This is a genomic window from Nocardioides terrae, from assembly GCF_900112345.1.
Taxonomy (GTDB): domain Bacteria; phylum Actinomycetota; class Actinomycetes; order Propionibacteriales; family Nocardioidaceae; genus Nocardioides; species Nocardioides terrae.
In genome coordinates this window covers 117,182-138,564 of record NZ_FOLB01000010.1, presented here as the reverse complement: position 1 = coordinate 138,564, position 21,383 = coordinate 117,182, and the positions used below count along the sequence as shown (strand labels likewise).

The following is a 21,383-nucleotide window of genomic DNA, read 5'->3' as shown; positions in this document are numbered from 1 at the left end:
GTTCGGTGCTGACAGTCCTGAGGAAGCCTGGCCGGTGACAGCCCGGGCCCGGGCCGAACGCTACCGCGTGCGACCCGGGCCCGGGTGATGCAGGTGTGTTACTTGACGGTCGTCGGCACGGTGATGGTGCCGTCGATGATCTGCTTCTTGAAGTCGTCGAGCTTCGACTTGATGTCGTCGACCTGGCCACCGCTGGTGGAGTAGTCCACGCCGCCGGACTTGAGGTCGAAGGTGACCGTGCCGGTGAGCGGGTCGCCGTCCTTGAACGACTTGATGAAGTTGTAGACCGCGACGTCGACGTGCTTGATCATCGAGGTCAAGATCGAGGGCTGGAGATCCGGAGCAGCCGTGAGGTACTGGTCCGAGTCGACGCCGATGGCGAGGCCCTTGGCCGCCTTCGCGGCCTGGAAGACGCCGAGGCCGGAGCCGCCGGCGGCGTGGTAGACGACGTCAGCGCCGCCGTCGAACTGGCCCTCAGCGGCCGTCTTGCCCTTGCCCGGGTCGTTGAAGCCGGTGAAGTCCGGCGGCTGGGTCAGGTAGGCCGACTCGATCTTGATGTTCGGGTTGACCGCCTTGGCGCCCGCGTCGTAGCCCGCCTCGAACTTGTTGATCAGCGGGACGTTGACGCCACCGACGAAGCCGATGTCGCCGGTCTTCGACTTCAGCGCGGCAGCCGCGCCGACGAGGAACGAGCCCTGCTCCTCGGCGAAGACGAGGTTGGTGACGTTGGCGTCGGTGTTCGCGGTGTCGTCGACGATCGCGAAGTTGGTGTCGGGGAACTGCTTGGCGACCTTGCCGACCGCCTCGGAGTATGCGAAGCCGATCGCGATGACCGGGTTGTAGCCGCCGTCGGCGAGCTGGATGAGCCGGTCCTCCTTGGCCGACTCGGCCTCGTCGGGGGTCGCCTCGGACTCGGACGCCTTGACGCCGAACTCGGACTTCGCCTTGTCGAGACCGGCCGCAGCCATGTCGTTGAACGACTGGTCGCCACGGCCACCGATGTCGTAGGCGAGACCGACCTTGATGTCGGACTTGGCGCCCGACGAGCCGGTCGACTCCTTGGCCGATCCGTTGTCGTCGCTGCTGCCGCCACACGCGGTGAGCGCGAGCGACAGGATGCCGGCAGTCAGCGCTGCCGCGAACTTCGTGCTGCGTCGCAAGACGCCTCCTCTGATCCTCCTGGACGCCCCCGGACCGAGGGCGCATGGGAGGCACCCTAGGGTGATTCACGGCCCCGGCGCATGCCCGCAATCAAGTTGTTACCTACCGGTTTTCGGCGAGATCTGCCCTATCCAGCAAGTGCTTCGGCGGCAGCGGCGGCCAGCACTTTCGCGCCGACGGCGACAGCGCGGTCGTCGACCCGGAGGTTGCCCTGGTGCAGGTCGTACGTCGGCCCGCCCGGCGTACGGACGCCGAGCCGGAACATGGCGCCCGGGACCCGCTCGAGGTACCACCCGAAGTCCTCGCCGCCGAGGCTCTGGTGGGTCGCCACCTGGCCGGCCGGCCCGAGCACGTCGGCGACCGCGCGGACGAGCACCTGGTGGCAGGCGTCGTCGTTGACGACCGGGGGCACGCCGCGGTGGTAGTCGACGACCGCCTCGACGCCGTACGGCCTGACGAGGTCGGCGACCGCGGCCTGCACGATGGGTTCGGCCTCGGCCCAGGCGACCGCGTCGAGGATGCGCACGGTGCCGCTGAGCAGACCCTCCTGCGGGATGACGTTGGGTGCCGACCCGGCGCGGATCATCCCCCAGACGACGCTCGCGCCGGCGCGGGGATCGAGCCGGCGCGACATCACCGCGGGCAGCTGGGTGGCCAGGACGGCCAGTGCGAAGGTGACGTCGGCGGTGCGGTGCGGCCGTGAGGTGTGGCCGCCGGCGCCGCTGACCCGGATGGTCACGTGGTCCGAGGCGCTGGTGATCGGGCCGCCGCGCAGGCCCACCTGGCCGACCTCGATGGTCGGGTCGGCGTGCAGAGCGAAGATCCGCCCGACTCCGTCGAGGGCGCCCTGGTTCATCAGGTGCAGCGCGCCGCCCGGCATCGACTCCTCCGCCGGCTGCAGCAGCAGCCGGACCGGCCCGGGCAGCATGCCGTTGCGATGCAGCTCGGCCAGCGCGCGGGCGGCGCCGAGCAGGCAGGCGACGTGCAGGTCATGGCCGCACGCGTGCGCGACCCCGTCGACGGTGCTCACCCAGGGGTCGGCGGTCACGTCCTGGACCGGAAGCGCGTCCATGTCGGCGCGCAGCGCGACGGTCGGCTGACGCGTGATCCCGTCCTGGCCGAGCTCGGCCACGAGCCCGGAGCGCGACATCGGCGTCACCGTCCAGCCGAGCCGGTCCAGCTGATGGCCGCAGAGCCGGGTGGTGCGCTGCTCGGCCCACGAGAGCTCCGGGTGGGCGTGGATGTCGCGGCGCAGCGCGATCAGCTCGTCGGCGCTCTCGTCGACGACCTGGGTGATCAGCGCAGCGGTGTCCATCCTTTGCAGGTTAACCGTCGTACGCCTCGAGGATGCGGTCGGCCGCTCGAGTGCGGGTGGGTGATCAGGACGGGTCGAGGGCGTTTCGAGCTGTCTCGATCGCCCATCAGCACTCGAGTCAGGAGCGTCCGGGGAAGTGCGGTCGCCAGGCGTCCGAGGGCCTGAGCGGAGCGCCCGGCTCGCCGCGCTCCTGCAGCAGCCGGTGGATCTTGGCCAGCGTGCGCTCGGGGTGCTCGAAGATGCCCGCTGGCCGTAGACGTCCCGGATGGTGCGGTTGACGGCAGGCTCGGGCAGCCCCGCCAGAACGATGAGCATCCGCAGCCGCGTCTCCATGGGCGAGTCGACGTCTCGGCGCACGTATCCCGCGGCTACCCGGGCTGCCGGCCGCGCCCGGGTGCGGGCTCGTCGCGCAGAACCCGACCAGCTTCTCGATGGTTGTCTGACCCTTGCGGACGAGATGGTCACCCACGACGACGAGGTCGACCAGCGGGATCAGCTCGGCCAGCTCGACGAACGTCTGCTCGTAGGTCGACACGCGAACTCCGCGCACGTTCATGACGCACGTCGTCGTCGCGAGGTGGCAGCGGATACCACGACGGTGGCGCCGGTCCCTCTGCTGCAGCACGGTCACGTGCTCGTCCGGAAGCGTCGGGATCGGCAGCCCGAGGATCCGCGCGGCAGAGGCATGACTCGCGACCGCGTTCGCGGGGAACGGGACGAGCGCCGCCTCGGCGCGGAGCGCGGGTGTGAGCTCGGTGCCGGCGCCGAGGTAGACCCCGGGGAACACCACGCGGTAGGTCACCCGGCGCAGCTCGGCGAGGGCCAGGCCGGCCGCCGCGGCCTCGGCGCGCGAGAAGGGCCGGGTGACGTCGAGCACTGCTGCGACCTGGGTCATGCAGCCAGGATGGATGAGTCCGGCCGCAGTCGCCGGACGCTCTCCACAGGCTCCGATCTTCCGGCGCTGATGGGCGATCGGGACAACTCGAAAAGCCCTCAACCCTTCTCGATCGCCCACCCGCGACGGCCGTCAGCCGTCGTACGCCTCGAGGATGCGGTCGGCGGCCACGGTGGCGGGGAGCTCGCCGGAGAGGACCTGAGCGCGGATCTCGTCGCGGAGGGCCCGGACGGCCGGTGCGTGGCGGAGCCGCTGCTCGAGCTCGTCGCGCACCAGCGCCCAGGCGAAGTCGAGCTGCTGGTGGGCCCGCTTGTCGCGCAGCCCGTCGTCGCCGAGGTGCTCGCGGTGGCGCAGCACCTGGTCCCAGACGCCGTCGACTCCGACATCGTGCAGGCCGCTCGCGGTGACGACCGGCGGCGCCCACTCCCCCTTGCCACGGACCAGCCGCAGCGCGCCCGCCAGCTCGCGCGCAGCGGCGCGGGCCTCGCCCTCACGGGCCGGGTCGTCGGGGTCGGCCTTGTTCACCGCCACGACGTCGGCGATCTCGAGGATGCCCTTCTTGATGCCCTGCAGCTGGTCGCCGGTGCGGGCGATGGTCAGGAAGAGGAACGTGTCGACCATGCCCGCAACGGTCACCTCGGACTGACCGACGCCGACCGTCTCGACCAGCACGACGTCGTAGGCGGCCGCCTCGAGGACGGCCATCGCCTGAACGGTCGCGCGGGCGACACCACCGAGCGTCCCGGCCGCCGGCGAGGGCCGGATGAAGGCTTTCGGGTCGACGGCGAGCCGTGGCATGCGGGTCTTGTCGCCGAGCACCGAGCCGCCGGTGCGCAGGCTGGACGGGTCGACCGCCAGCACGCCGACCTTGTGGCCGGCGGCGGTCAGCCGCGACCCGAGCGCCTCGATGAAGGTCGACTTCCCGACGCCGGGGACGCCCGAGATGCCCACGCGTACGGCGGCCGGCCGCTCGACCTCCGTCAGCGCGGTGAGGAGCTCACGCGCCTGTTCGCGATGTGTCGGCTTGGTCGACTCGACGAGCGTGATCGCCCGGCTGACGGCTGCCCGCCGACTCTCGGAGACGCCGTCGACCAGCGTGTCGAGGTCGAGGCTTCGGGAGGGGCGCGGCGCGCCCTGCTCAACCATCAACCTCGTCGAGCTGCTCGCGCAGACGCCTCAGCAGGTCGAGCGCCGACTCGGCGATGACCGTGCCGGGCAGGAACACCTCGGCGGCGCCCATCTCCTTCAGCGTCGGTACGTCGTCGGGCGGGATGACGCCGCCGATGACGATCATGATGTCCGGGCGACCCTGCTCGGCCAGCGCCTGCTTCAGGGCGGGCAGCAGCGCCAGGTGGCCGGCGGCGAGGGAGGAGACCCCGACGATGTGCACGTCGGCGTCGACGGCCTGCTGGGCGACCTCCTCGGGCGTGGAGAAGAGCGGGCCCACGTCGACGTCGAAGCCGAGGTCGGCGAACGCGGTGACGACCACCTTCTGGCCGCGGTCGTGGCCGTCCTGGCCCATCTTGGCGACCAGGATGCGGGGACGACGGCCCTCCGCCTCCTCGAACGCGGCGGTGGCGTCCAGGACCTCCTGAACCGAGGCGTCGCCCGACCCTTGGGCTTCGGACCTGTACACGCCGGAGATCGTACGGATCACCGCCTGGTGGCGACCCCACACCTTCTCGACCGCGTCGGAGATCTCGCCGACGGTCGCCTTGGCGCGGGCCGCGTCCACCGCGAGCTCGAGCAGGTTGCCCCGGCCGGACTCGGCGCTGCTCGTCAGCGCGGCGAGGGCACGCTCGACGTCGTCGGCGGACCGCTCGGCCCGCAGCCGCTCCAGCTTGGCGACCTGCTGGCGGTAGACCTCGTCGTTGTCGACCCGGAGCACGTCGAGCTTGTCCTCGGCGGCGAGCCGGAACGTGTTGACGCCGATGACCTTCTGGCTTCCTGCGTCGATGCGCGCCTGGGTGCGGGCGGCGGCCTCCTCGATGCGCATCTTCGGGATGCCCTGCTCGATGGCCTTCGCCATCCCGCCGGCGGCCTCGGCCTCCTGGATGTGCGCCCACGCCCGCTCGGCCAGGTCGTGGGTCAGGCGCTCGACGTAGTAGGAGCCGCCCCAGGGGTCGATCGTGCCCGTCGTACCGCTCTCCTGCTGCAGCAGGAGCTGGGTGTTGCGAGCGATCCGCGCGGAGAAGTCGGTCGGCAGCGCGATCGCCTCGTCGAGGGCGTTGGTGTGCAGCGACTGGGTGTGGCCCTGGGTCGCCGCCATCGCCTCGATGCAGGTGCGGCCGACGTTGTTGAAGACGTCCTGCGCGGTCAGGCTCCAGCCGCTCGTCTGCGAGTGGGTCCGCAGGGAGAGCGACTTGGGGTTCTTCGGGTCGAACTCGCGGACCAGCCGCGACCAGAGCGCGCGGGCGGCGCGCAGCTTGGCGACCTCCATGAAGAAGTTCATGCCGATCGCCCAGAAGAAGCTGAGCCGCGGGGCGAAGGCGTCGATGTCGAGACCCGCGGCGAGCCCGGCGCGGATGTACTCCACGCCGTCGGCGAGCGTGTAGGCCAGCTCGAGGTCGGCGGTCGCCCCGGCCTCCTGCATGTGGTAGCCGGAGATCGAGATCGAGTTGAAGCGTGGCATCCGCTCGGCGGTGAAGCTGAAGATGTCGGAGATGATCCGCATCGACGCCTCGGGCGGGTAGATGTAGGTGTTGCGGACCATGAACTCCTTGAGGATGTCGTTCTGGATCGTCCCCGCGAGCTGCTCCGGCTTCACCCCCTGCTCCTCGGCCGCCGCGATGTAGAGCGCCATGACCGGCAGCACCGCGCCGTTCATCGTCATCGACACCGACATCTCGTCGAGCGGGATGCCGTGGAAGAGCGTCCGGGTGTCGTAGATCGAGTCGATCGCCACGCCCGCCATGCCGACGTCGCCGCGCACCCGCGGGTGGTCGGAGTCGTAGCCGCGGTGGGTCGCCAGGTCGAACGCCACCGACAGCCCCTTCTGGCCGGCCGCGAGGTTGCGGCGGTAGAACGCGTTCGACTCCTCGGCGGTGGAGAAGCCGGCGTACTGCCGGATCGTCCAGGGCTGGGTGGTGTACATCGTCGGGTAGGGCCCGCGCAGGAACGGGCTGAGGCCCGGGTACGTCGCCAGGGCGTCGAGGCCGCCGAGGTCGGCCGCGGTGTAGAGCGGCTTGACCTCGATCCCCTCGGGGCTGTGCCAGGGCTCCCCGCCGAGCGCGAGGCCGGCGTTGCCGATGGTGAGGCCCTCGCTCGTCAGCGGGAGTCCGGCGAAGGTCTCCGGGATGCTCATGCCAGTGCCTCTCGGGTGCGGTGCAGGAACGCGAGCGCATCGACGCCCACGGCGCAGGAGTCGTCGACGAGGTCGGCGAGTGGGCCGACCGGTCTGCCCGCGACGATCAGGCGCCGGGCGCCGGCCTCGCGCAGGGCGGCGGCCGCCTCGGCACCCCACTCCTGGTAGGCCGGGTCGGAGCCGGCCAGGCAGACGACCGGCTGGCCGGTGTACGCCTCGGCGAGCTCGGCGGGCGTGGCAGTCGGGCCGGCGACGTCCACCGCGACGCCTCCGGCCGCGAACAGGTTGCTGGCGAAGGTGGCGCGGGCGGTGTGCTGCGCGACCGTGCCGAGGGTGGCGAGGAAGACGTGCTGCGCCGGCGGGGCGTCGCGCAGCTCCTCGAAGCTCGCTCCGTAGCGCCGGACGTCGCCGCCGGCGGGATCGGGGGCGCGCTCGAGCAGCGACTCCTCGAGGTTCGGGAACTCGGTCAGGCCGGTGATCGGCCGCTTCCGGGCGGCGATCTCGGCCTCCCGACGCTCCACGATCGCGGCCACGCGGCCGCGGAAGGTGTCGAAGCCGGACTCCTCGATCTCGCCGAGCTCGGCCCAGCCGGCCACGGCCAGGTCGTCGGTGAGGCGCTCGACGGCGTACGCGCCGCCAGCCGGGTCGGCGACCTTCGCCACGTGGCTCTCGTCGATCAGCAGGTGGTTGACGTTGCGCGCGATCCGGCGGCCGAACGCCTCGGGCCTGCCGTTGGCGCTGTCGAAGGGGAGGACGGTGACGGCGTCGGCACCTCCGACGCCGGCGGCGAAGGCCGCGACCGTCCCACGCAGCATGTTGACGTAGGGGTCGTACTTGCTGAGCATCGGCCGACTGGTGACGGCGTGGATGCGCATCGGGACACCCTCCGCACCACTCAGCTCGAGCACCCGCGCCCAGAGCCGGCGCGCGGCGCGCAGCTTGGCGATGGTCGGGAACTGCTCATCGGTGGCGGCGAAGCGGAACTCGACCAGCTTCGCGGCCGCAGCCACGCTCATGCCCGCGTCGGCCAGCACACGGAGGTACGCCGCCCCGACGGCGATCGCGTAGCCGAGCTCCTGCGCGTCGCTGGCGCCGAGGTCGTGCGCGGCGGTCGCGTCGACCACCACACCGAGCACGCCGAGCTCCTCGGCCAGCCCGGCGACGGCGACCAGGTCGTCCTGCCAGCCCGGCCCCTCGCGCAGGCCGCGGTGGACCGCGCCGATCGGGTCGACACCCAAGTTGGTGGCGGGGTGCGGCTCGACGCCCTTGTCGGCGAGGAGGGCGAGCAGCGACCGGGCCGCCTGCAGTGGTGCGGTGGGTGCGTCGAGGACCACCGGCGCGAGGTCGAGCAGGACGCGGTCCAGGGTCGTCGCGAGGTCGGTGTCCGCGTCGGAGCGCACCCACAGGCTGGTGACGCCACCGTCGAGGTCGAGCAGCGCGCTCTCGTTGGCGCGCCCGGCGTCAGGGTCGACGACGTGGCTGCGGATGTCCCAGGCGCCGACCCGGGTCGGCCGGCCGGCGGTGGAGCGTCCCTCCAGGTCCGCGGGGACGCCCAGCGGCGTGACGGCGATGCCGTCGAGCGTCGTCCGGGTCAGCTTGTCCCAGACGGCGGAGTCGGCGTCCTCGTCGCTGAGCCGGCGCGCCTTGCGGAGCACGCCCGCAGCCGCGGTCTCCCACTCGGAGACGCTGTGGTCGTCGTCTGGCTGCGCGAGGTCGAGATGCGCAGGCGTGTCGGTCATGCGGGGCACCTTAGGAAGCCGGTGGCGAGGATCGCCACCGAGTGTGAGGTTTCCAACCAGTAGCCACCTCAACCGTCGCCGGAGCCGCGAGCCGTCGCTCGACCGCAGCTGGCCGGAACCCGTCGGTAACCGGGCATATGTCACACCGCCCCCGATGCCATGCCGCCCGTCACCGCGCGTATCGTGCTGCGCTGTGGCAACCACCGACCTCGTCAAGGGAGTGCGCACGACGCGCTCGACGATCGCGCTGAAGCTGCTCATGGCGGCCAGCGGAATCGTGTTCATCCTGTTCGTCCTCGTGCACATGTACGGCAACCTCAAGGCCTTCGCCGGCCACGACGCCTACAACGAGTACGCCGAGCACATCCGCACCATCGGCACCCCGATCCTGCCCCGCACCGGGGCGCTCTGGGTCCTCCGCGTCATGCTGATCGTGTCGCTCGTGGCGCACGTCGCGGCTGCCGTCGCGCTGTGGCAGCGGGCGAGCAAGGCGCGGCCGGTCCGCTACGAGGTCAAGCGGAACCTGTCCTCGTCGCTGTCCTCGCGCACGATGCGCTGGGGCGGCATCACCCTGCTCCTCTTCATCATCTGGCACCTGATCAACTTCACGATCGGCAAGGTCAACGTCAGCGGTGGCGCCACGAACGACCCCTACAACCTCCTGGTCGACAGCTTCGACACCTGGTGGCTGACGGTGATCTACCTGATCGCGATGCTGGCTCTCGGCCTGCACCTGCACCACGGCACCTTCAGCGCCTTGCAGACGCTCGGCCTCACCAACACCCTGACCTCCCGCACCCGCGCCCGCGTCCTCGGCTGGACCGTCGCGATCGTGATCGCGGGAGGCTTCTCGTTGGTGCCCCTGTTCACGCTCTTCGGCGTCATCGACAAGTAAGGACCGATCGTGGCTGCTGGCACTCACTACCTCCCCGGGCTCACGCCCACCAACGAACCTTCCGTGCAGAAGTCCGACGACGCCGCGGGCTACTACACCCTCGGCGAGAAGCTGGTCGACCCCAAGGCCCCGACCGGCCCGATCGAGCAGCGCTGGACCACTCGCAAGTTCGAGAACCGCCTGGTCAACCCTGCCAATCGGCGCAAGCTCGACATCATCATCGTCGGCACCGGCCTGGCCGGAGGCGCCGCGGCCGCGACCTTGGGCGAGGCCGGCTACAACGTGAAGTCCTTCTGCTACCAGGACTCCCCGCGCCGCGCGCACTCCATCGCGGCCCAGGGCGGCATCAACGCCTCCAAGAACTACAAGAGCGACGGCGACTCCGACTACCGGCTCTTCTACGACACCATCAAGGGCGGTGACTTCCGCTCGCGGGAGTCGAACGTTTACCGGCTCGCCGAGGTGTCGACCAACATCATCGACCAGTGCGTCGCACAGGGCGTCCCCTTCGCTCGCGAATACGGCGGGCTCCTCGACAACCGCTCCTTCGGCGGCGTACTCGTCTCGCGGACCTTCTACGCCCGCGGCCAGACCGGCCAGCAGCTGCTGCTCGGTGCCTACCAGGCCATGGAGCGCCAGGTCGCCGCCGGCACGGTGGAGCAGTTCACCCGCCACGAGATGCTCGACCTGATCGTCGTCGACGGCCGGGCCCGCGGGATCGTCGCCCGCGACATGGTCTCCGGCGCGATCGAGACGCACCTGGCGGATGTCGTCGTACTCGCGACCGGCGGCTACGGGAACGTCTTCTACCTCTCCACCAACGCCATGGGCTCCAACGTGATGGCCGCCTGGCGGGCGCACCGCAAGGGCGCCTACATGGCCAACCCCTGCTACACGCAGATCCACCCGACCTGCATCCCGGTGACCGGCGCCCACCAGTCGAAGCTGACCCTGATGTCGGAGTCGCTGCGCAACGACGGTCGCGTCTGGGTCCCGAAGAACGCCGCCGACTGCGACAAGGACCCGCGCGACATCCCCGAGCAGGACCGCGACTACTTCCTGGAGCGGCTCTACCCGTCCTACGGCAACCTGGTCACCCGCGACATCGCCTCCCGCGCCGCGAAGTACATGTGCGACGAGGGTCGCGGCGTCGGACCGCAGGTCGAGGAGAAGCAGGCCGACGGGTCGGTCAAGATGATGCGACGCGGTGTCTACCTCGACCTCGCCGATGCCATCAACCGGCTCGGCAAGGACAAGATCGAGGAGAAGTACGACAACCTCCTCGACATGTACGAGCGGATCACGGGGGAGAACCCCTACGAGGTGCCGATGCGCATCTACCCCGCCGTGCACTACGTCATGGGCGGCCTGTGGGTCGACTACGAGCTGCAGACCAACATCACCGGCCTCTTCTGCGCCGGCGAGGCGAACTTCTCCGACCACGGCGCCAACCGCCTCGGCGCCTCCGCGCTGATGCAGGGTCTGGCCGACGGCTACTTCGTGCTGCCGCAGACCGTCGCCAACTACCTGGCCGACGGCCCGTTCGACAAGCTCGACGAGTCCCACCCGGCCGTCCAGGAGGTCCTCACCTCGGTCAAGCAGCGCGTCGACCGGTTGATGAACGTCAACGGCGCGCGCTCGGTGGAGTCCATCCACAAGGAGCTCGGCCAGATCATGTGGGAGTACTGCGGCATGGAGCGGACCAAGGAGGGCCTGACCAAGGCCATCGGCCTGATCCGCGAGCTCAAGAAGGAGTTCTGGACCAACGTCAAGGTGCTCGGCTCCCCGGACTCCGTCAACCAGGACCTGGAGAAGGCCAACCGCGTCGCGGACTTCATCGAGCTCGGCGAGCTCATGTGCATCGACGCCCTCAACCGACGGGAGTCCTGCGGCGGCCACTTCCGCGCCGAGTCGCAGACCGAGGACGGCGAGGCGCTGCGTCACGACGAGGAGTTCGCCTACGTCGCGGCCTGGGAGTGGAGCGGCGAGGACGGCGCGCCGGTCCTGCACAAGGAAGACCTGATCTACACCGCCACCGAGATGAAGGCCCGGAGCTACAAGTGAAACTTACCCTCAAGATCTGGCGGCAGGCCGACGCGTCGGCCGCAGGGGCGATGCACACCTACGAGCTCGACGGCGTCTCCTCGGACATGTCGTTCCTCGAGATGCTCGACCTGCTCAACGAGCAGCTGCTCACCTCCGGTGAGGAGCCGGTCGCGTTCGACTCCGACTGTCGCGAGGGCATCTGCGGCATGTGCTCGCTGATGATCAACGGCCAGGCGCACGGCCCGGAGGTCACCACGACCTGCCAGCTGCACATGCGCTCCTTCACGGACGGCGACACGATCACCATCGAGCCGTGGCGTGCGTCGTCGTTCCCGGTGCTCAAGGACCTCGTCGTCGACCGCACGGCCTTCGACCGGATCATCCAGAACGGCGGCTACATCTCCGCCAACACCGGCTCGGCGCCCGAGGCCAACTCGGTGCCTGCTCCACGTGACAAGGCGATGCGGTCGTTCAACGCGGCGACCTGCATCGGCTGCGGCGCCTGCGTCGCGGCCTGCCCCAACGGCTCGGCCTCGCTGTTCCTCGGCGCGAAGATCACCCACCTCGGCGAGCTCCCCCAGGGCCAGCCGGAGCGCTACTCGCGCGTCGCCTCGATGGTCGCCCAGCACGACCACGAGGGCTTCGGCGGCTGCACCAACATCGGCGAGTGCGCCGCCGCCTGCCCCAAGGAGATCCCGCTCGACGTGATCTCGCAGCTCAACAGGGACCTGCGAACCGCGATCAAGCAGGGCTTCTGATCCTGAGCCGAGTCGGCAGAGGTTCGCAGCAGCGCTGCGAACCTCTGCCGACTCGGCGTTCTCAGGCCTTCTTGGCGGACCGGAGCGCGCGCAGGCCGACGGTGGCGAGGATGGCGCCGATCACCAGGTCGACCACGATGAGCACCGTGTGGGCGATCCAGTAGCCCGACGGGTGGTCCTCGCCGCGCGAGTGCGCCGCGGAGAGGTTCTTGGCGAAGGTGATCCAGATGAAGAAGTTCCAGATCCCGACGCCGATCAGCAGCCAAGCGTGCTTCTTCGAGAACGTCACTTTCGTCCCACCTTCTTGATCAGTCCGAGTGCGGCCACCATGGTCCCAGCGCCGGCCAGGAACGGCCCCACCGGGACGCTGCGACCACCGCCCGAGGAGTCCTGCGCCACACCGTCGGCCGTGACCAGCGGCGGCGTCTGCGGGCCCTGCACCGGCGCAGCGGTCTGCGATGAGTCCCGCAGTGCGCGAGCGGCCGGCGAGGTGTGCGCCCAGGCCGCGGAGTAGAGCACCACGCGCGCGAAGTAGTTGATCCAGACGACGAGCACCAGGGCCACACCGAACGCCTGGAACGCCGCATTGCCCTGCGCGACGTCGAACAGCAGGAACGAGATGGCCTTGAGCACCTCGAAGACGAAACCGCCGATCGCGGCGGCCACCCACAGCGAGCGGGCCGGCACGTCGGGCCGGCCGACGAGGCGGAACAGCACGAAGAAGAGGACGGTGTTGATCCCCCAGCCGACGAGACGGGCGAGGACGTAGAGCAGCCAGGACAGCCCCTGGTCGAGGCCGAGCCAGTCGAGCACGTCGCTGGAGAAGCCAGTCACGAGCCCGGCTGCGACGACGCTCGCGAAGAGGACGCCGCCGATCACGACCAGCCCGCGCAGGTCGATCAGCTTCGCCCGCAGGAAGCCGGGACGCTCCCGGGGCGGGATCTCGAAGACCGTCTGGAGGGAGGTCCTGGTCGCGTCGAGCCAGCCGAGGCCGGCGTACAGCACGCCGAGGAGGCCGACGATGCCGGCCACCCCCGAGAAGCGCTGCACGTCGTCGAGGGAGATCTGGCCCGCACCGCCGCCCACCAGCCCGGGGATGACCTGGTCGATGGCGTCGGTGAGGTCGGACTGGGCGTCGGGGTAGACCTTGGCGAGCCAACCGACCACGAAGACCGCGAGCGCGAGCACCGGGAAGAACGACAGGAAGCCGAAGTAGGTCACCGCACCGGCCTGCTGCCCCGCCTGGGACGCCCCGTAGTGCTCCTGGGTGCGCAGGGCGTGGTCGACGAGGGGTCGTCGGTCGCGCAGGTCGGCGAGGCGCTGCTTCAGTCCGGGCATGGCGCGCCGGTACCCCGGCGTCGTCCGGTCAGCGCCGTGCGGTCGCAGGAAGGGAGAAGTGGCGGGTCGGGCGCCATCCGTCCTCGTCGTCGTGGACGTAGAGGTGGAAGCGGTCGACCTCGAAGCGGCACTCGAAGCCGGCCAGCTCGTCGAACGCCTGGTCGAGCAGCTCGTCCGGAAGGTCGTGGGCGACGGTCACGTGCGGGTGGTACGGGAAGGAGAGGTCCACCTCGAGCGGCCCGCGCCGCACGGCGTTGGCGAGCTGCTCGCAGGAGGAGATGCCCTCGACGACGGCGACGAAGACGACCGGCGAGACCGGGCGGAAGGTGCCCGTGCCGCGCAGGTGCACGTCGAAGGCGGCCAGGGTCCGCGCGACCGACTCCAGGTGCGCCTCGATGTCGCCGACGACGGCCTCGTCGACCTCGGTCGGCGGCACCAGGGTGATGTGGGTCGGGATCATCGTCGCGGTCTCGTCGCCGAGCCCCGTACGGTAGTCCTGGAGCTGGGTCGCCCAGGGCTCCGGGATCGCGACGGCCACGCCGATCGTCCGCACGGTGTTCGACACTACCGTGCCGCGGGCGCCACGAAGCCGACGCGATCGTAGACGTCGGCGAGGGTGCGCGACGCGACCTCGCGGGCCTGCTCGGCGCCCTGCGCGAGCACCGACGTGAGGTGCGTCTGGTCGTCGAGCAGCTCGTGGGTCGCGTTCCGGAACGGCGTCACGAAGTCCACGACCACGTCGGCCAGGTCCTTCTTCAGGTCGCCGTAGCCACGGCCGGCGTACTCGTCCTCGAGCTTCTCGATGGTGCTGCCGGTCAGCGCGGAGTAGATGCGCAGGAGGTTGGAGACGCCGGGCTTCTCCGCCTCGTCGAAGCGCACCTCCGAGCCGGAGTCGGTGACCGCGCTGCGGATCTTCTTGGCGCTCACCTTGGGGTCGTCGAGCATCTCGACGATGCCGCCCGGGCTCGAGGCCGACTTCGACATCTTGCTGGTCGGCTCCTGCAGGTCGTAGATCTTCCCGGTCTCCTTGAGGATGTAGGGCTCCGGGAGGCGGAAGGTCTTCTTGTAACGGCTGTTGAACCGCTGCGCGAGGTCGCGGGTGAGCTCGAGGTGCTGGCGCTGGTCCTCGCCGACGGGGACGTACGCCGGCCGGTAGAGCAGGATGTCGGCGGCCATCAGCATCGGATAGGCGAACAGCCCGACCGACGACGAGCCCTCGCCGCCCTTCGCCGACTTGTCCTTGAACTGCGTCATGCGCCGCGCCTCGCCGAACCCGGTGAGGCACTGCATCACCCAGCCGAGCTGGGCGTGCTCGGGGATGTGGGACTGGACGAAGATCGCGCTGCGCTCCGGGTCGACGCCCGCGGCGAGCAGCTGCGCGGCGGCGACGAGGGTGCGCCGGCGCAGGACCTTCGGGTCCACCTCCACGGTGATCGCGTGCTGGTCGGCGATGAAGAAGAACGGCTCGTAGTCGGCCTGCAGGATGCCCCAGTTCCGCACCGCGCCGAGGTAGTTGCCGAGGTGGTAGCTGTCGGCGGTCGGCTGGATGCCGGAGAGCACCCGGGGCCGGACCTCAGGGGTGGTGGAGGACATGAGGTCATTGTCGCTGATGGACCTGGGACCGGCCCAACCGGGTTTGGTGGGGCGGAGCAGGTGGGCGACCGCGGCCGAGATCTCAGCTCTCCAGCGAGCGCACCATCACGCGCACAGCCTTGCGGTCGGTCTTGCCCACGCTCGTGACCGGCACGGCGTCGACGATCCGGACCTCGCGCGGGTACTTGTAGCGGGCGAGCCGCCCCTTGGCGAACTCCATCAGCTCCTCGGGATCGGCGCTCGCGCCCGGGCGCAGCGAGACCAGGGCGACGACCTCCTCGCCGCTCTTCTCGTCCGGCTTGCCGACCACCGCCGCGGCGGTGACGGCCGGGTGCGCCAGCAGCGCGTCCTCGACGTCGCGCGGGTAGACGTTGAAGCCGCCGCGGATGATGAGGTCCTTGACGCGGTCGACCACGTAGAGGAAGCCGTCCTCGTCGAGCCGTCCGACGTCGCCGGTGTGCAGCCAGCCGTCGACGATCGTCTTCGCGGTCAGCTCCGGCTCGTTCCAGTAGCCCATCATCACGCCCGCGCCCCGGACGCAGATCTCGCCCTCCTCGCCGACCGGGAGCGGCCGGCCGGTCGGGTCGAGGATCGCGACCTCGGCGTGCGGCGCCGGCTTCCCGACGCTGCCCGCCTTGCTCGCTGCAGGAGTGGAGGCGGTGACCACCGAGCTGCTCTCGGTGCAGCCGTAGCCCTCCAGGATCGCGACGCCGAGGGCCTTCTCGACCTTCTCGCGCAGCGCGGGCAGCAGCGGGGCGCCCCCGGAGCCGAAGGTCCGCAGCGAGCTGAGGTCGTAGTCGGCGTACGGCTGGTCGAGCAGCATCTGCAACATCGACGGGACGACCGGGCTGTTGTCGATGCGGTGCTCCTGGACCAGCTCCAGCCAGCCCTTGGGGTCGAACCAGCGCTGCATGACCGAGACCTGCTGGCGCTTGGAGTGCAGACCGGCGACGAGCACGTTGAGCCCGTAGACGTGCGAGAGCGGCAGCGGGAGCAGCAGCCGGCTGGTGTCCATCGACTCTGCCACCACGGCGAGCCCGCTGCCCGCCTCCCACAGGCTGTGGTGGCTCAGCATGACGCCCTTGGCCCGGCCGGTGGTGCCGCCGGTGTAGAGCAGCGCCGCCAGGTCGTCGTCGCCGCGCGGCTCGATCGGGAGCGGCTCGGCCCGCTCCAGCTGCATGAAGGGGATCGCGTCCACCCCGTCGGGTACCTCGCCCGCGACGATCACCTGCAGGTCGAGCCCCTGCGCCGCAGCGCCGATGAGCGGCACCAGCTCGGGGCTGACCACGGCGGCCACCGCTCCGGAGTCCTCCAGGATGTGGCGCAGCTCGGGCGGGGTCTGCAGGAAGATCACGGGCGTGACGACCGCTCCGGCCCGCCAGAGCGCGTGGTAGGACACGAACACCTCGGGGGTGTTCATGGTCAGCACCACGACCCGATCGCCGGCCTCGACGCCCATCCTCCGCAGTCCGCCGGCCGCGCGCCTCGCCCGGTCGAGGATCTGTCCCGAGGTGTGGCCCGTGCCCTCGAAGAGCAGCATCTCGTAGTCGCCGACGCGGTCGAGCCACTGCTCGGCGAGCACCGCCAGGTTGTGCTCCCCCACGGGGGCCTGCGTCACTGATGAGGTCAGGGTCATCGAGCACCTCCGGTGCCTGTCAGGGGGTCGGCCATCCGGTGTCAGTGTCGCGCATCACACGGGGAGGATGGACCCATGACCTTTCCCGGTGCGATCCCGACCCTGACCGACGGCCCCGTCACGCTGCGCGCCCACCGGCCCTCCGACGTCGAGCGGTCCGTGGAGCAGTCGGTCGACGCCGAGTCGGTCCGGTGGACGACGGTCCCGACGCCGTACTCGCTCGACGACGCGCGCGACTACATCGGCTCGCGGGCCAGGGCGTGGCTCGAGGACACCGAGTGGCCCTTCGCCGTCGAGGTGGACCGCCGGTTCGGTGGCTCGGTCGAGCTGCGCAACGAGGGGCCGGGCCGCGCCGAGGTGGCGTTCGGGTCACATCCCGACATCCGCGGCACGGGCGCGATGGAGCGCGCGCTCCGCCTGCTGCTGGCCTGGGGCTTCGAGGCCCGGTCGCTGACCACCGTCATCTGGTGGGCGCACGCAGGCAACTGGGCGTCCCGCAAGCTGGCCTGGAAGGTCGGCTTCTCCTTCGACGGCTGCGTGCGCCAGTGGCTCCCGCAGCGCGGCGAGATGCGCGACGCGTGGGTCGGCACCCTGCTGGCCAGCGAGCCGCTGCAGCCGCGCGAGGCCTGGGAGATCGCCGCGGACCGTTAGCGGGCTGTACGCCGGTGGAGCACCGCGCTCCAGCCGAGCAGCGCGATGCCGAAGACCGCCAGCGTCGCACCGACCAGCGCCGTCGAGCGGTAACCGAAGCCCCACGCGATGACGACGCCGCCGAGGTAGGCGCCGGCCGCGTTGGCGATGTTGAGGGTCGCGTGGTTCATCGCCGCCCCGAGGGTGACCGCGTCGCCGGAGACGTCCATCAGCCTGATCTGCAGGTTGACCGCGAGGATCGAGGCGCAGACCGTCACCAGGAAGACCGCCGGCAGCAGCAGCCAGCCGTGCGGGGCCACCAGCCAGGTCAGCAGCATCACGAGCAGCGACCCGGAGCTGGCCGCCAGCAGGGTGCGGAAGACCGACCAGCGGGCCAGCTCGCCGGCCAGCAGGGTGCCGACCACCATGCCCAGGCCGAGGACGAGCACGAAGACCGGCACCACGTGCTCGGAGAGCCCGGCGACGTCGGGCACGATCTTGCCGATGTAGGAGTAGATCGCGAACATGCCGCCGAACCCGGCGGCGCCCGCCGCCATCGTCAGCCAGACCTGTGCGTTGGAGAAGAAGCCGCGGGCCTCCGAGCGGCCGGTGGCCCCGGGGTTGCCCGGGGAGCGCGGCACCGACCAGCCGATCAACGCCACGGTCAGCGCCGCCAGCAGCGCGGCGGCGAGGTAGGTCGCGCGCCAGCCGACGTGCTGGCCCAGCCAGGTGGCAGCCGGGACACCGGCCACGTTGGCCACGGAGATGCCCATCATCACGCTGGCGACCGCCCGGCCGCGCCGCTCCTCGGAGACCAGGCCGGCGGCGACCAGTGACGCGATGCCGAAGTAGGCGCCGTGGGGCAGGCCGTCGACGAAGCGCGCGACCATCAGCACCGGATAGCTCGGCGCCGCTGCGGAGAGGACGTTGAAGGCGGCGTACGTCGCCATGAAGGAGAGCAGCAGGCCCTTGCGCGGCAGGTGCGCGACGAAGAAGGAGAGCAGTGGGACGCCGACGACGACGCCGAGGGCGTACGCCGAGATGATGTGTCCGGCGGTCGGGACAGAGACGTCGACGCCGTCGGCGATCTGCGGCAGCACGCCCATCGTGACGAACTCGGTCGTGCCGATGGCGAACCCGCCGACCCCGAGGGCGAGGATGGCCACCACGGCGTGCTTCGCCGTCCGCTCGGGCGGGGCGGTGAGCTCGGTGGTGACGGTCATCGCGTCGCTTTCGATCGTTCCAGGCGGACGCTGCGCCAACCCCGTGGGTCCACCCGGGTATTCCCCGGAACCGCGACGTGTGAGGGCCCACACGCGTTGACCTCAGACCGGGCGCCGGCCCGCCGATCCAGTCAGCCGTGAGAACCCTGCTGCGTGATGTCTCCATCGGACGACGACTGACGGCCGCCTTCGGCCTCGTCTGCCTGCTGCTCGTCGTGGTCGCCGGGACCGGCATCTACGCCTCCCTGACCCAGCAGCACAAGCTCCAGGACATCCAGCACCTGCAGAGCCTGCGCGACGACGTCCAGCAGCTGCGTTACCTCGACGCCGACATCAGCGGCTGGCAGGGCTACATCTACGCCGAGGCCGTCGTCGAGGACCCCGCCGGCGCGGTGGCGCCCGACAACACCAACGTGGCCGGCCTGACCGAGTCGCGCAAGGCCGCGTACGCGCTGCTGGACGGCATCGACCGGCAGGCCTACACCGCCAAGGAGCTGACCGAGCTCGACCACATGCGCAAGCTGTGGGACGACTACTTCCGGATCAACGACGACATGGTCGCCAAGATCCAGCAGGGCACGCCGGCGAGCATGGCGGCGGCGTACCAGATCCTCAACAACGACCTCGACACCGCGTGGTCGAACCTGCTCGACAGCACCGACAAGGTGATGAAGTCGCTCGACGCCCGGCACACGGCGCTGGCCGACGAGGCCGGCCACGCGGCCGGGCTCGCCCGGACGACCATCGTCATCGTCGCGGTCCTCGCGCTGCTGGCGGCGCTGGCACTGGGCCTGATCGTCACCCGGTCCATCGTCCGTCCGCTGCGTCGGTCGATCCACGCCCTGACGCTGGTCGCCGACGGCGACCTGACCGCGTCCCCGGGCATCGACCAGCGCGACGAGGTCGGCCGGCTCGCCGCCGCGTTCGAGGCGACGATGGCGTCACTGCGCGGCATCGTGTCGACCCTCGCGGACTCCGCGCGCAGCCTCGGCGGCACCGCCGCGGGCATCGAGCGTACGACGGCCACGATCTCCGGCTCGGCGGCCGAGGCCTCGGCGCGCGCGGCCGACGTGAGCGCCGCGGCGACCCAGGTGTCGGCCAACGTGCAGACCGTGGCCGTCGCATCGGAGGAGATGGGCGCCTCGATCCACGAGATCGCCCGGAGCGCCCAGCACGCCGTCGGCGTGGCCGACGAGGCGGTCCGTGAGGCGGACGAGACCCGGCGCACGATCGACCAGCTCGGCCAGTCCAGCCAGGAGATCGGCAACGTCGTCAAGCTGATCAGCTCGATCGCCGAGCAGACCAACCTGCTCGCGCTCAACGCCACCATCGAGGCGGCCCGCGCCGGCGAGATGGGCAAGGGCTTCGCCGTCGTCGCCAACGAGGTCAAGGACCTGGCCCAGGAGACGGCGAAGGCGACCGACGACATCTCAGCACGCGTCGGCGCCATCCAGGCCGACGCCGGAGGCGCCGTGGCGGCCATCGACCGCATCGGCGAGGTGGTGAGTCGGATCAGCGACTCTCAGAACACCATCGCCGCCGCCGTCGAGGAGCAGTCGGTGACGACCAAGGAGATGAACCGCAGCGTCTCGGACGCGGCCGGCGGTACCGGCGAGATCGCCTCCGCCATCGACACCCTCGCGGGCACCTCCCGGGCCACCACCGACGGCGTCCACGAGATCAGCGCAGCGGTCGGCGAGCTGTCCGAGATGTCGACGCGACTGCAGGAGCTGGTGGCGACCTTCCGCTACTAGCCCCACCAGAAGGTCGCGGCGACCACGATGTAGACGCCGATGAGCGCGGCTCCCTCGATCCAGTTGGACTCACCGTCCACCGTGATGATCACCGCGACCAGCACGGCCAGGAAGACGGCCACGACGAGCAATGGGCTGAAGACCAGCGTGAGCGCCGTGAAGCCGAGCAGCTTGGACAGAAGCACCAGCGCGGGCGCGAGCACGAGCGCGATCTGGAGCGGCGAGTTGATGATGAGCTGGAAGGCGTAGTCGGACTGGTTGCGGGCAGCGAGCTGGACGCCGACCACGTTCTCGATCGCGTTGCCCGCGATCGCGACGATGACCAGACCGGCGAACGCGTCGGACACGCCCCAGGAGTCCATCGCCGGCTCGAGCGCGTTGACGAACCAGTCCGACACGAAGGCGGCGAGCAGCCCCGCCAGGGCGAGCAGCCCGACCGCGAGCGGCACCGGCCACCGCGGCGCCTCGGTCTCCGCGGTGTCGTTGCTCATCCCGGTCGAGCTCTCCTTCTTCAGCGACGCCGGCAGGGTGAGCGCGAAGAGCACCAGCAGCACGACCGAGGCGATGGCGGAGAGCGCGCCCTCGTGGCCTGCGGCAGGCGTGTGCAGCTGACTGGTGAGCGAGGGGAACACCAGCGCCGTCACCGCGACGAGCATCAGCACCGAGATGGTGCGGGCACGGGCGGAGTCGATCGCCTGCGAGCCGTGCTTGAGGCCGCCGACGACGAAGGCGATGCCCATGACGAGCAGCAGGTTGGCCAGGATCGAGCCGATCAGCGCGGCCTGGACGACCGCGACGAGGCCGGCCTTGAGCGCGAAGAGGCAGATGAACAGCTCCGGCAGGTTGCCCAGCGCGCTCTGCAGAACGCCGGTGGCGCCCGGGCCGAACCGGTCCCCGAGCTGCTCGACCGACCGGCCGACCATGCTGGCGAGCAGCGTCACCGCGACGGCCGCCAGCACGAACGACGGCACCCCGCCCCAGTCGAGGTAGTGCGACAGGCCGGCCAGGACGACGGCCGCGCCTCCGCCCCCCAGGATCACGAGGTCAGACCGGACGAACGTCGGCTGCTCCGCAGTGGTGGTCACAGCGGGACACT

Annotated in this window: 18 protein-coding genes; 5 read left to right on the top strand and 13 right to left on the bottom strand. The window is 70.7% G+C overall.

Annotated features, from left to right (window positions below; genetic code table 11):
- Positions 1-98 precede the first annotated feature (98 nt).
- The 6 genes from BM236_RS14175 to BM236_RS14150 all read right to left on the bottom strand — a co-directional run bounded on the left by BM236_RS14175 (position 99) and on the right by BM236_RS14150 (position 8,414).
- Positions 99-1,160: a BMP family lipoprotein gene (locus tag BM236_RS14175; RefSeq protein ID WP_091124980.1), complete on the bottom strand. Its 1,062-nt coding sequence runs from the start codon at positions 1,158-1,160 to the stop codon at positions 99-101.
- A 128-nt stretch (positions 1,161-1,288) separates the two neighbouring features.
- On the bottom strand, positions 1,289-2,476 hold the full coding sequence (locus tag BM236_RS14170; RefSeq protein ID WP_091124979.1) for an amidohydrolase: 1,188 nt from the start codon (positions 2,474-2,476) through the stop codon (positions 1,289-1,291).
- Between the two features lie 118 nt (positions 2,477-2,594).
- Complete coding sequence (locus BM236_RS14165) at positions 2,595-3,371, bottom strand: hypothetical protein (RefSeq protein WP_139230115.1); 777 nt, start codon at positions 3,369-3,371, stop codon at positions 2,595-2,597.
- A gap of 132 nt (positions 3,372-3,503) precedes the next feature.
- Positions 3,504-4,517 carry a methylmalonyl Co-A mutase-associated GTPase MeaB gene (gene meaB, locus BM236_RS14160; RefSeq protein WP_091124975.1) on the bottom strand — a complete coding sequence of 338 codons (1,014 nt, stop codon included), beginning with the start codon at positions 4,515-4,517 and terminating at the stop codon, positions 3,504-3,506.
- Positions 4,510-6,675, bottom strand: a complete 2,166-nt coding sequence (gene scpA / locus BM236_RS14155) for a methylmalonyl-CoA mutase (RefSeq protein ID WP_091124972.1) — start codon at positions 6,673-6,675, stop codon at positions 4,510-4,512. Before scpA ends, meaB begins: the two co-directional genes overlap by 8 nt.
- Positions 6,672-8,414 (bottom strand): methylmalonyl-CoA mutase family protein, encoded by a 1,743-nt coding sequence (locus tag BM236_RS14150; RefSeq protein ID WP_091124969.1) that lies wholly within the window; start codon positions 8,412-8,414, stop codon positions 6,672-6,674. The genes scpA and BM236_RS14150 overlap by 4 nt, the downstream gene beginning before the upstream one ends.
- Positions 8,415-8,607: 193 nt before the next feature.
- Here BM236_RS14150 and BM236_RS14145 point away from each other — a divergent pair, with 193 nt between their 5' ends.
- The 3 genes from BM236_RS14145 to BM236_RS14135 all read left to right on the top strand — a co-directional run bounded on the left by BM236_RS14145 (position 8,608) and on the right by BM236_RS14135 (position 12,113).
- Positions 8,608-9,309, top strand: a complete 702-nt coding sequence (locus tag BM236_RS14145; protein ID WP_091124967.1) for a succinate dehydrogenase cytochrome b subunit — start codon at positions 8,608-8,610, stop codon at positions 9,307-9,309.
- Between the two features lie 63 nt (positions 9,310-9,372).
- A complete protein-coding gene (locus tag BM236_RS14140) occupies positions 9,373-11,373 on the top strand; it encodes a fumarate reductase/succinate dehydrogenase flavoprotein subunit (RefSeq protein ID WP_217645349.1) in 2,001 nt (666 codons plus the stop codon).
- Positions 11,370-12,113, top strand: coding sequence for a succinate dehydrogenase/fumarate reductase iron-sulfur subunit (locus BM236_RS14135; RefSeq protein ID WP_091124962.1), 744 nt, complete (start codon positions 11,370-11,372; stop codon positions 12,111-12,113). Before BM236_RS14140 ends, BM236_RS14135 begins: the two co-directional genes overlap by 4 nt.
- 61 nt (positions 12,114-12,174) lie before the next feature.
- On the opposite strand, the gene BM236_RS14130 is transcribed toward BM236_RS14135, so the two are convergent.
- The 5 genes from BM236_RS14130 to BM236_RS14110 form a co-directional block, all read right to left on the bottom strand.
- Complete coding sequence (locus tag BM236_RS14130; protein WP_175507693.1) at positions 12,175-12,402, bottom strand: SCO4848 family membrane protein; 228 nt, start codon at positions 12,400-12,402, stop codon at positions 12,175-12,177.
- Positions 12,399-13,451: a YihY/virulence factor BrkB family protein gene (locus BM236_RS14125; RefSeq protein ID WP_091124959.1), complete on the bottom strand. Its 1,053-nt coding sequence runs from the start codon at positions 13,449-13,451 to the stop codon at positions 12,399-12,401. Before BM236_RS14125 ends, BM236_RS14130 begins: the two co-directional genes overlap by 4 nt.
- A 28-nt stretch (positions 13,452-13,479) precedes the next feature.
- Positions 13,480-14,004, bottom strand: a complete 525-nt coding sequence (locus BM236_RS14120; RefSeq protein ID WP_091125052.1) for a 2'-5' RNA ligase family protein — start codon at positions 14,002-14,004, stop codon at positions 13,480-13,482.
- Positions 14,005-14,015: 11 nt separating this feature from the next.
- Entirely contained in the window at positions 14,016-15,044 is a 1,029-nt protein-coding gene (gene trpS, locus BM236_RS14115) for a tryptophan--tRNA ligase (protein WP_091124958.1), read from the bottom strand.
- A gap of 82 nt (positions 15,045-15,126) precedes the next feature.
- On the bottom strand, positions 15,127-16,680 hold the full coding sequence (locus BM236_RS14110; protein ID WP_091124955.1) for a class I adenylate-forming enzyme family protein: 1,554 nt from the start codon (positions 16,678-16,680) through the stop codon (positions 15,127-15,129).
- Between the two features lie 75 nt (positions 16,681-16,755).
- On the opposite strand from BM236_RS14110, the gene BM236_RS14105 reads away from it, so the two are divergent.
- On the top strand, positions 16,756-17,331 hold the full coding sequence (locus tag BM236_RS14105) for a GNAT family N-acetyltransferase (protein ID WP_091124954.1): 576 nt from the start codon (positions 16,756-16,758) through the stop codon (positions 17,329-17,331).
- On the opposite strand, the gene BM236_RS14100 is transcribed toward BM236_RS14105, so the two are convergent.
- Complete coding sequence (locus BM236_RS14100; protein WP_091124951.1) at positions 17,328-18,533, bottom strand: MFS transporter; 1,206 nt, start codon at positions 18,531-18,533, stop codon at positions 17,328-17,330. The genes BM236_RS14105 and BM236_RS14100 overlap by 4 nt on opposite strands.
- Positions 18,534-18,670: 137 nt before the next feature.
- Between BM236_RS14100 and BM236_RS14095 the strand changes: the two genes are divergently transcribed.
- A complete protein-coding gene (locus BM236_RS14095; RefSeq protein ID WP_091124949.1) occupies positions 18,671-20,287 on the top strand; it encodes a methyl-accepting chemotaxis protein in 1,617 nt (538 codons plus the stop codon).
- On the opposite strand, the gene cax is transcribed toward BM236_RS14095, so the two are convergent.
- On the bottom strand, positions 20,284-21,372 hold the full coding sequence (cax, locus tag BM236_RS14090; RefSeq protein ID WP_217645342.1) for a calcium/proton exchanger: 1,089 nt from the start codon (positions 21,370-21,372) through the stop codon (positions 20,284-20,286). The two genes, BM236_RS14095 and cax, sit on opposite strands and share 4 nt — an antisense overlap.
- Positions 21,373-21,383 lie beyond the last annotated feature (11 nt).

What these genes read in the sequence shown, in the direction of transcription:
- meaB (WP_091124975.1), bottom strand. Translation starts at nt 4,517, where the DNA reads ATGGTTGAGCAGGGCGCGCCGCGCCCCTCCCGAAGCCTCGACCTCGAC.
- scpA (WP_091124972.1), bottom strand. Translation starts at nt 6,675, where the DNA reads ATGAGCATCCCGGAGACCTTCGCCGGACTCCCGCTGACGAGCGAGGGC.
- BM236_RS14170 (WP_091124979.1), bottom strand. Translation starts at nt 2,476, where the DNA reads ATGGACACCGCTGCGCTGATCACCCAGGTCGTCGACGAGAGCGCCGAC.
- BM236_RS14100 (WP_091124951.1), bottom strand. Translation starts at nt 18,533, where the DNA reads ATGACCGTCACCACCGAGCTCACCGCCCCGCCCGAGCGGACGGCGAAG.
- BM236_RS14105 (WP_091124954.1), top strand. Translation starts at nt 16,756, where the DNA reads ATGACCTTTCCCGGTGCGATCCCGACCCTGACCGACGGCCCCGTCACG.
- trpS (WP_091124958.1), bottom strand. Translation starts at nt 15,044, where the DNA reads ATGTCCTCCACCACCCCTGAGGTCCGGCCCCGGGTGCTCTCCGGCATC.
- BM236_RS14165 (WP_139230115.1), bottom strand. Translation starts at nt 3,371, where the DNA reads ATGACCCAGGTCGCAGCAGTGCTCGACGTCACCCGGCCCTTCTCGCGC.
- BM236_RS14125 (WP_091124959.1), bottom strand. Translation starts at nt 13,451, where the DNA reads ATGCCCGGACTGAAGCAGCGCCTCGCCGACCTGCGCGACCGACGACCC.
- BM236_RS14110 (WP_091124955.1), bottom strand. Translation starts at nt 16,680, where the DNA reads ATGACCCTGACCTCATCAGTGACGCAGGCCCCCGTGGGGGAGCACAAC.
- BM236_RS14150 (WP_091124969.1), bottom strand. Translation starts at nt 8,414, where the DNA reads ATGACCGACACGCCTGCGCATCTCGACCTCGCGCAGCCAGACGACGAC.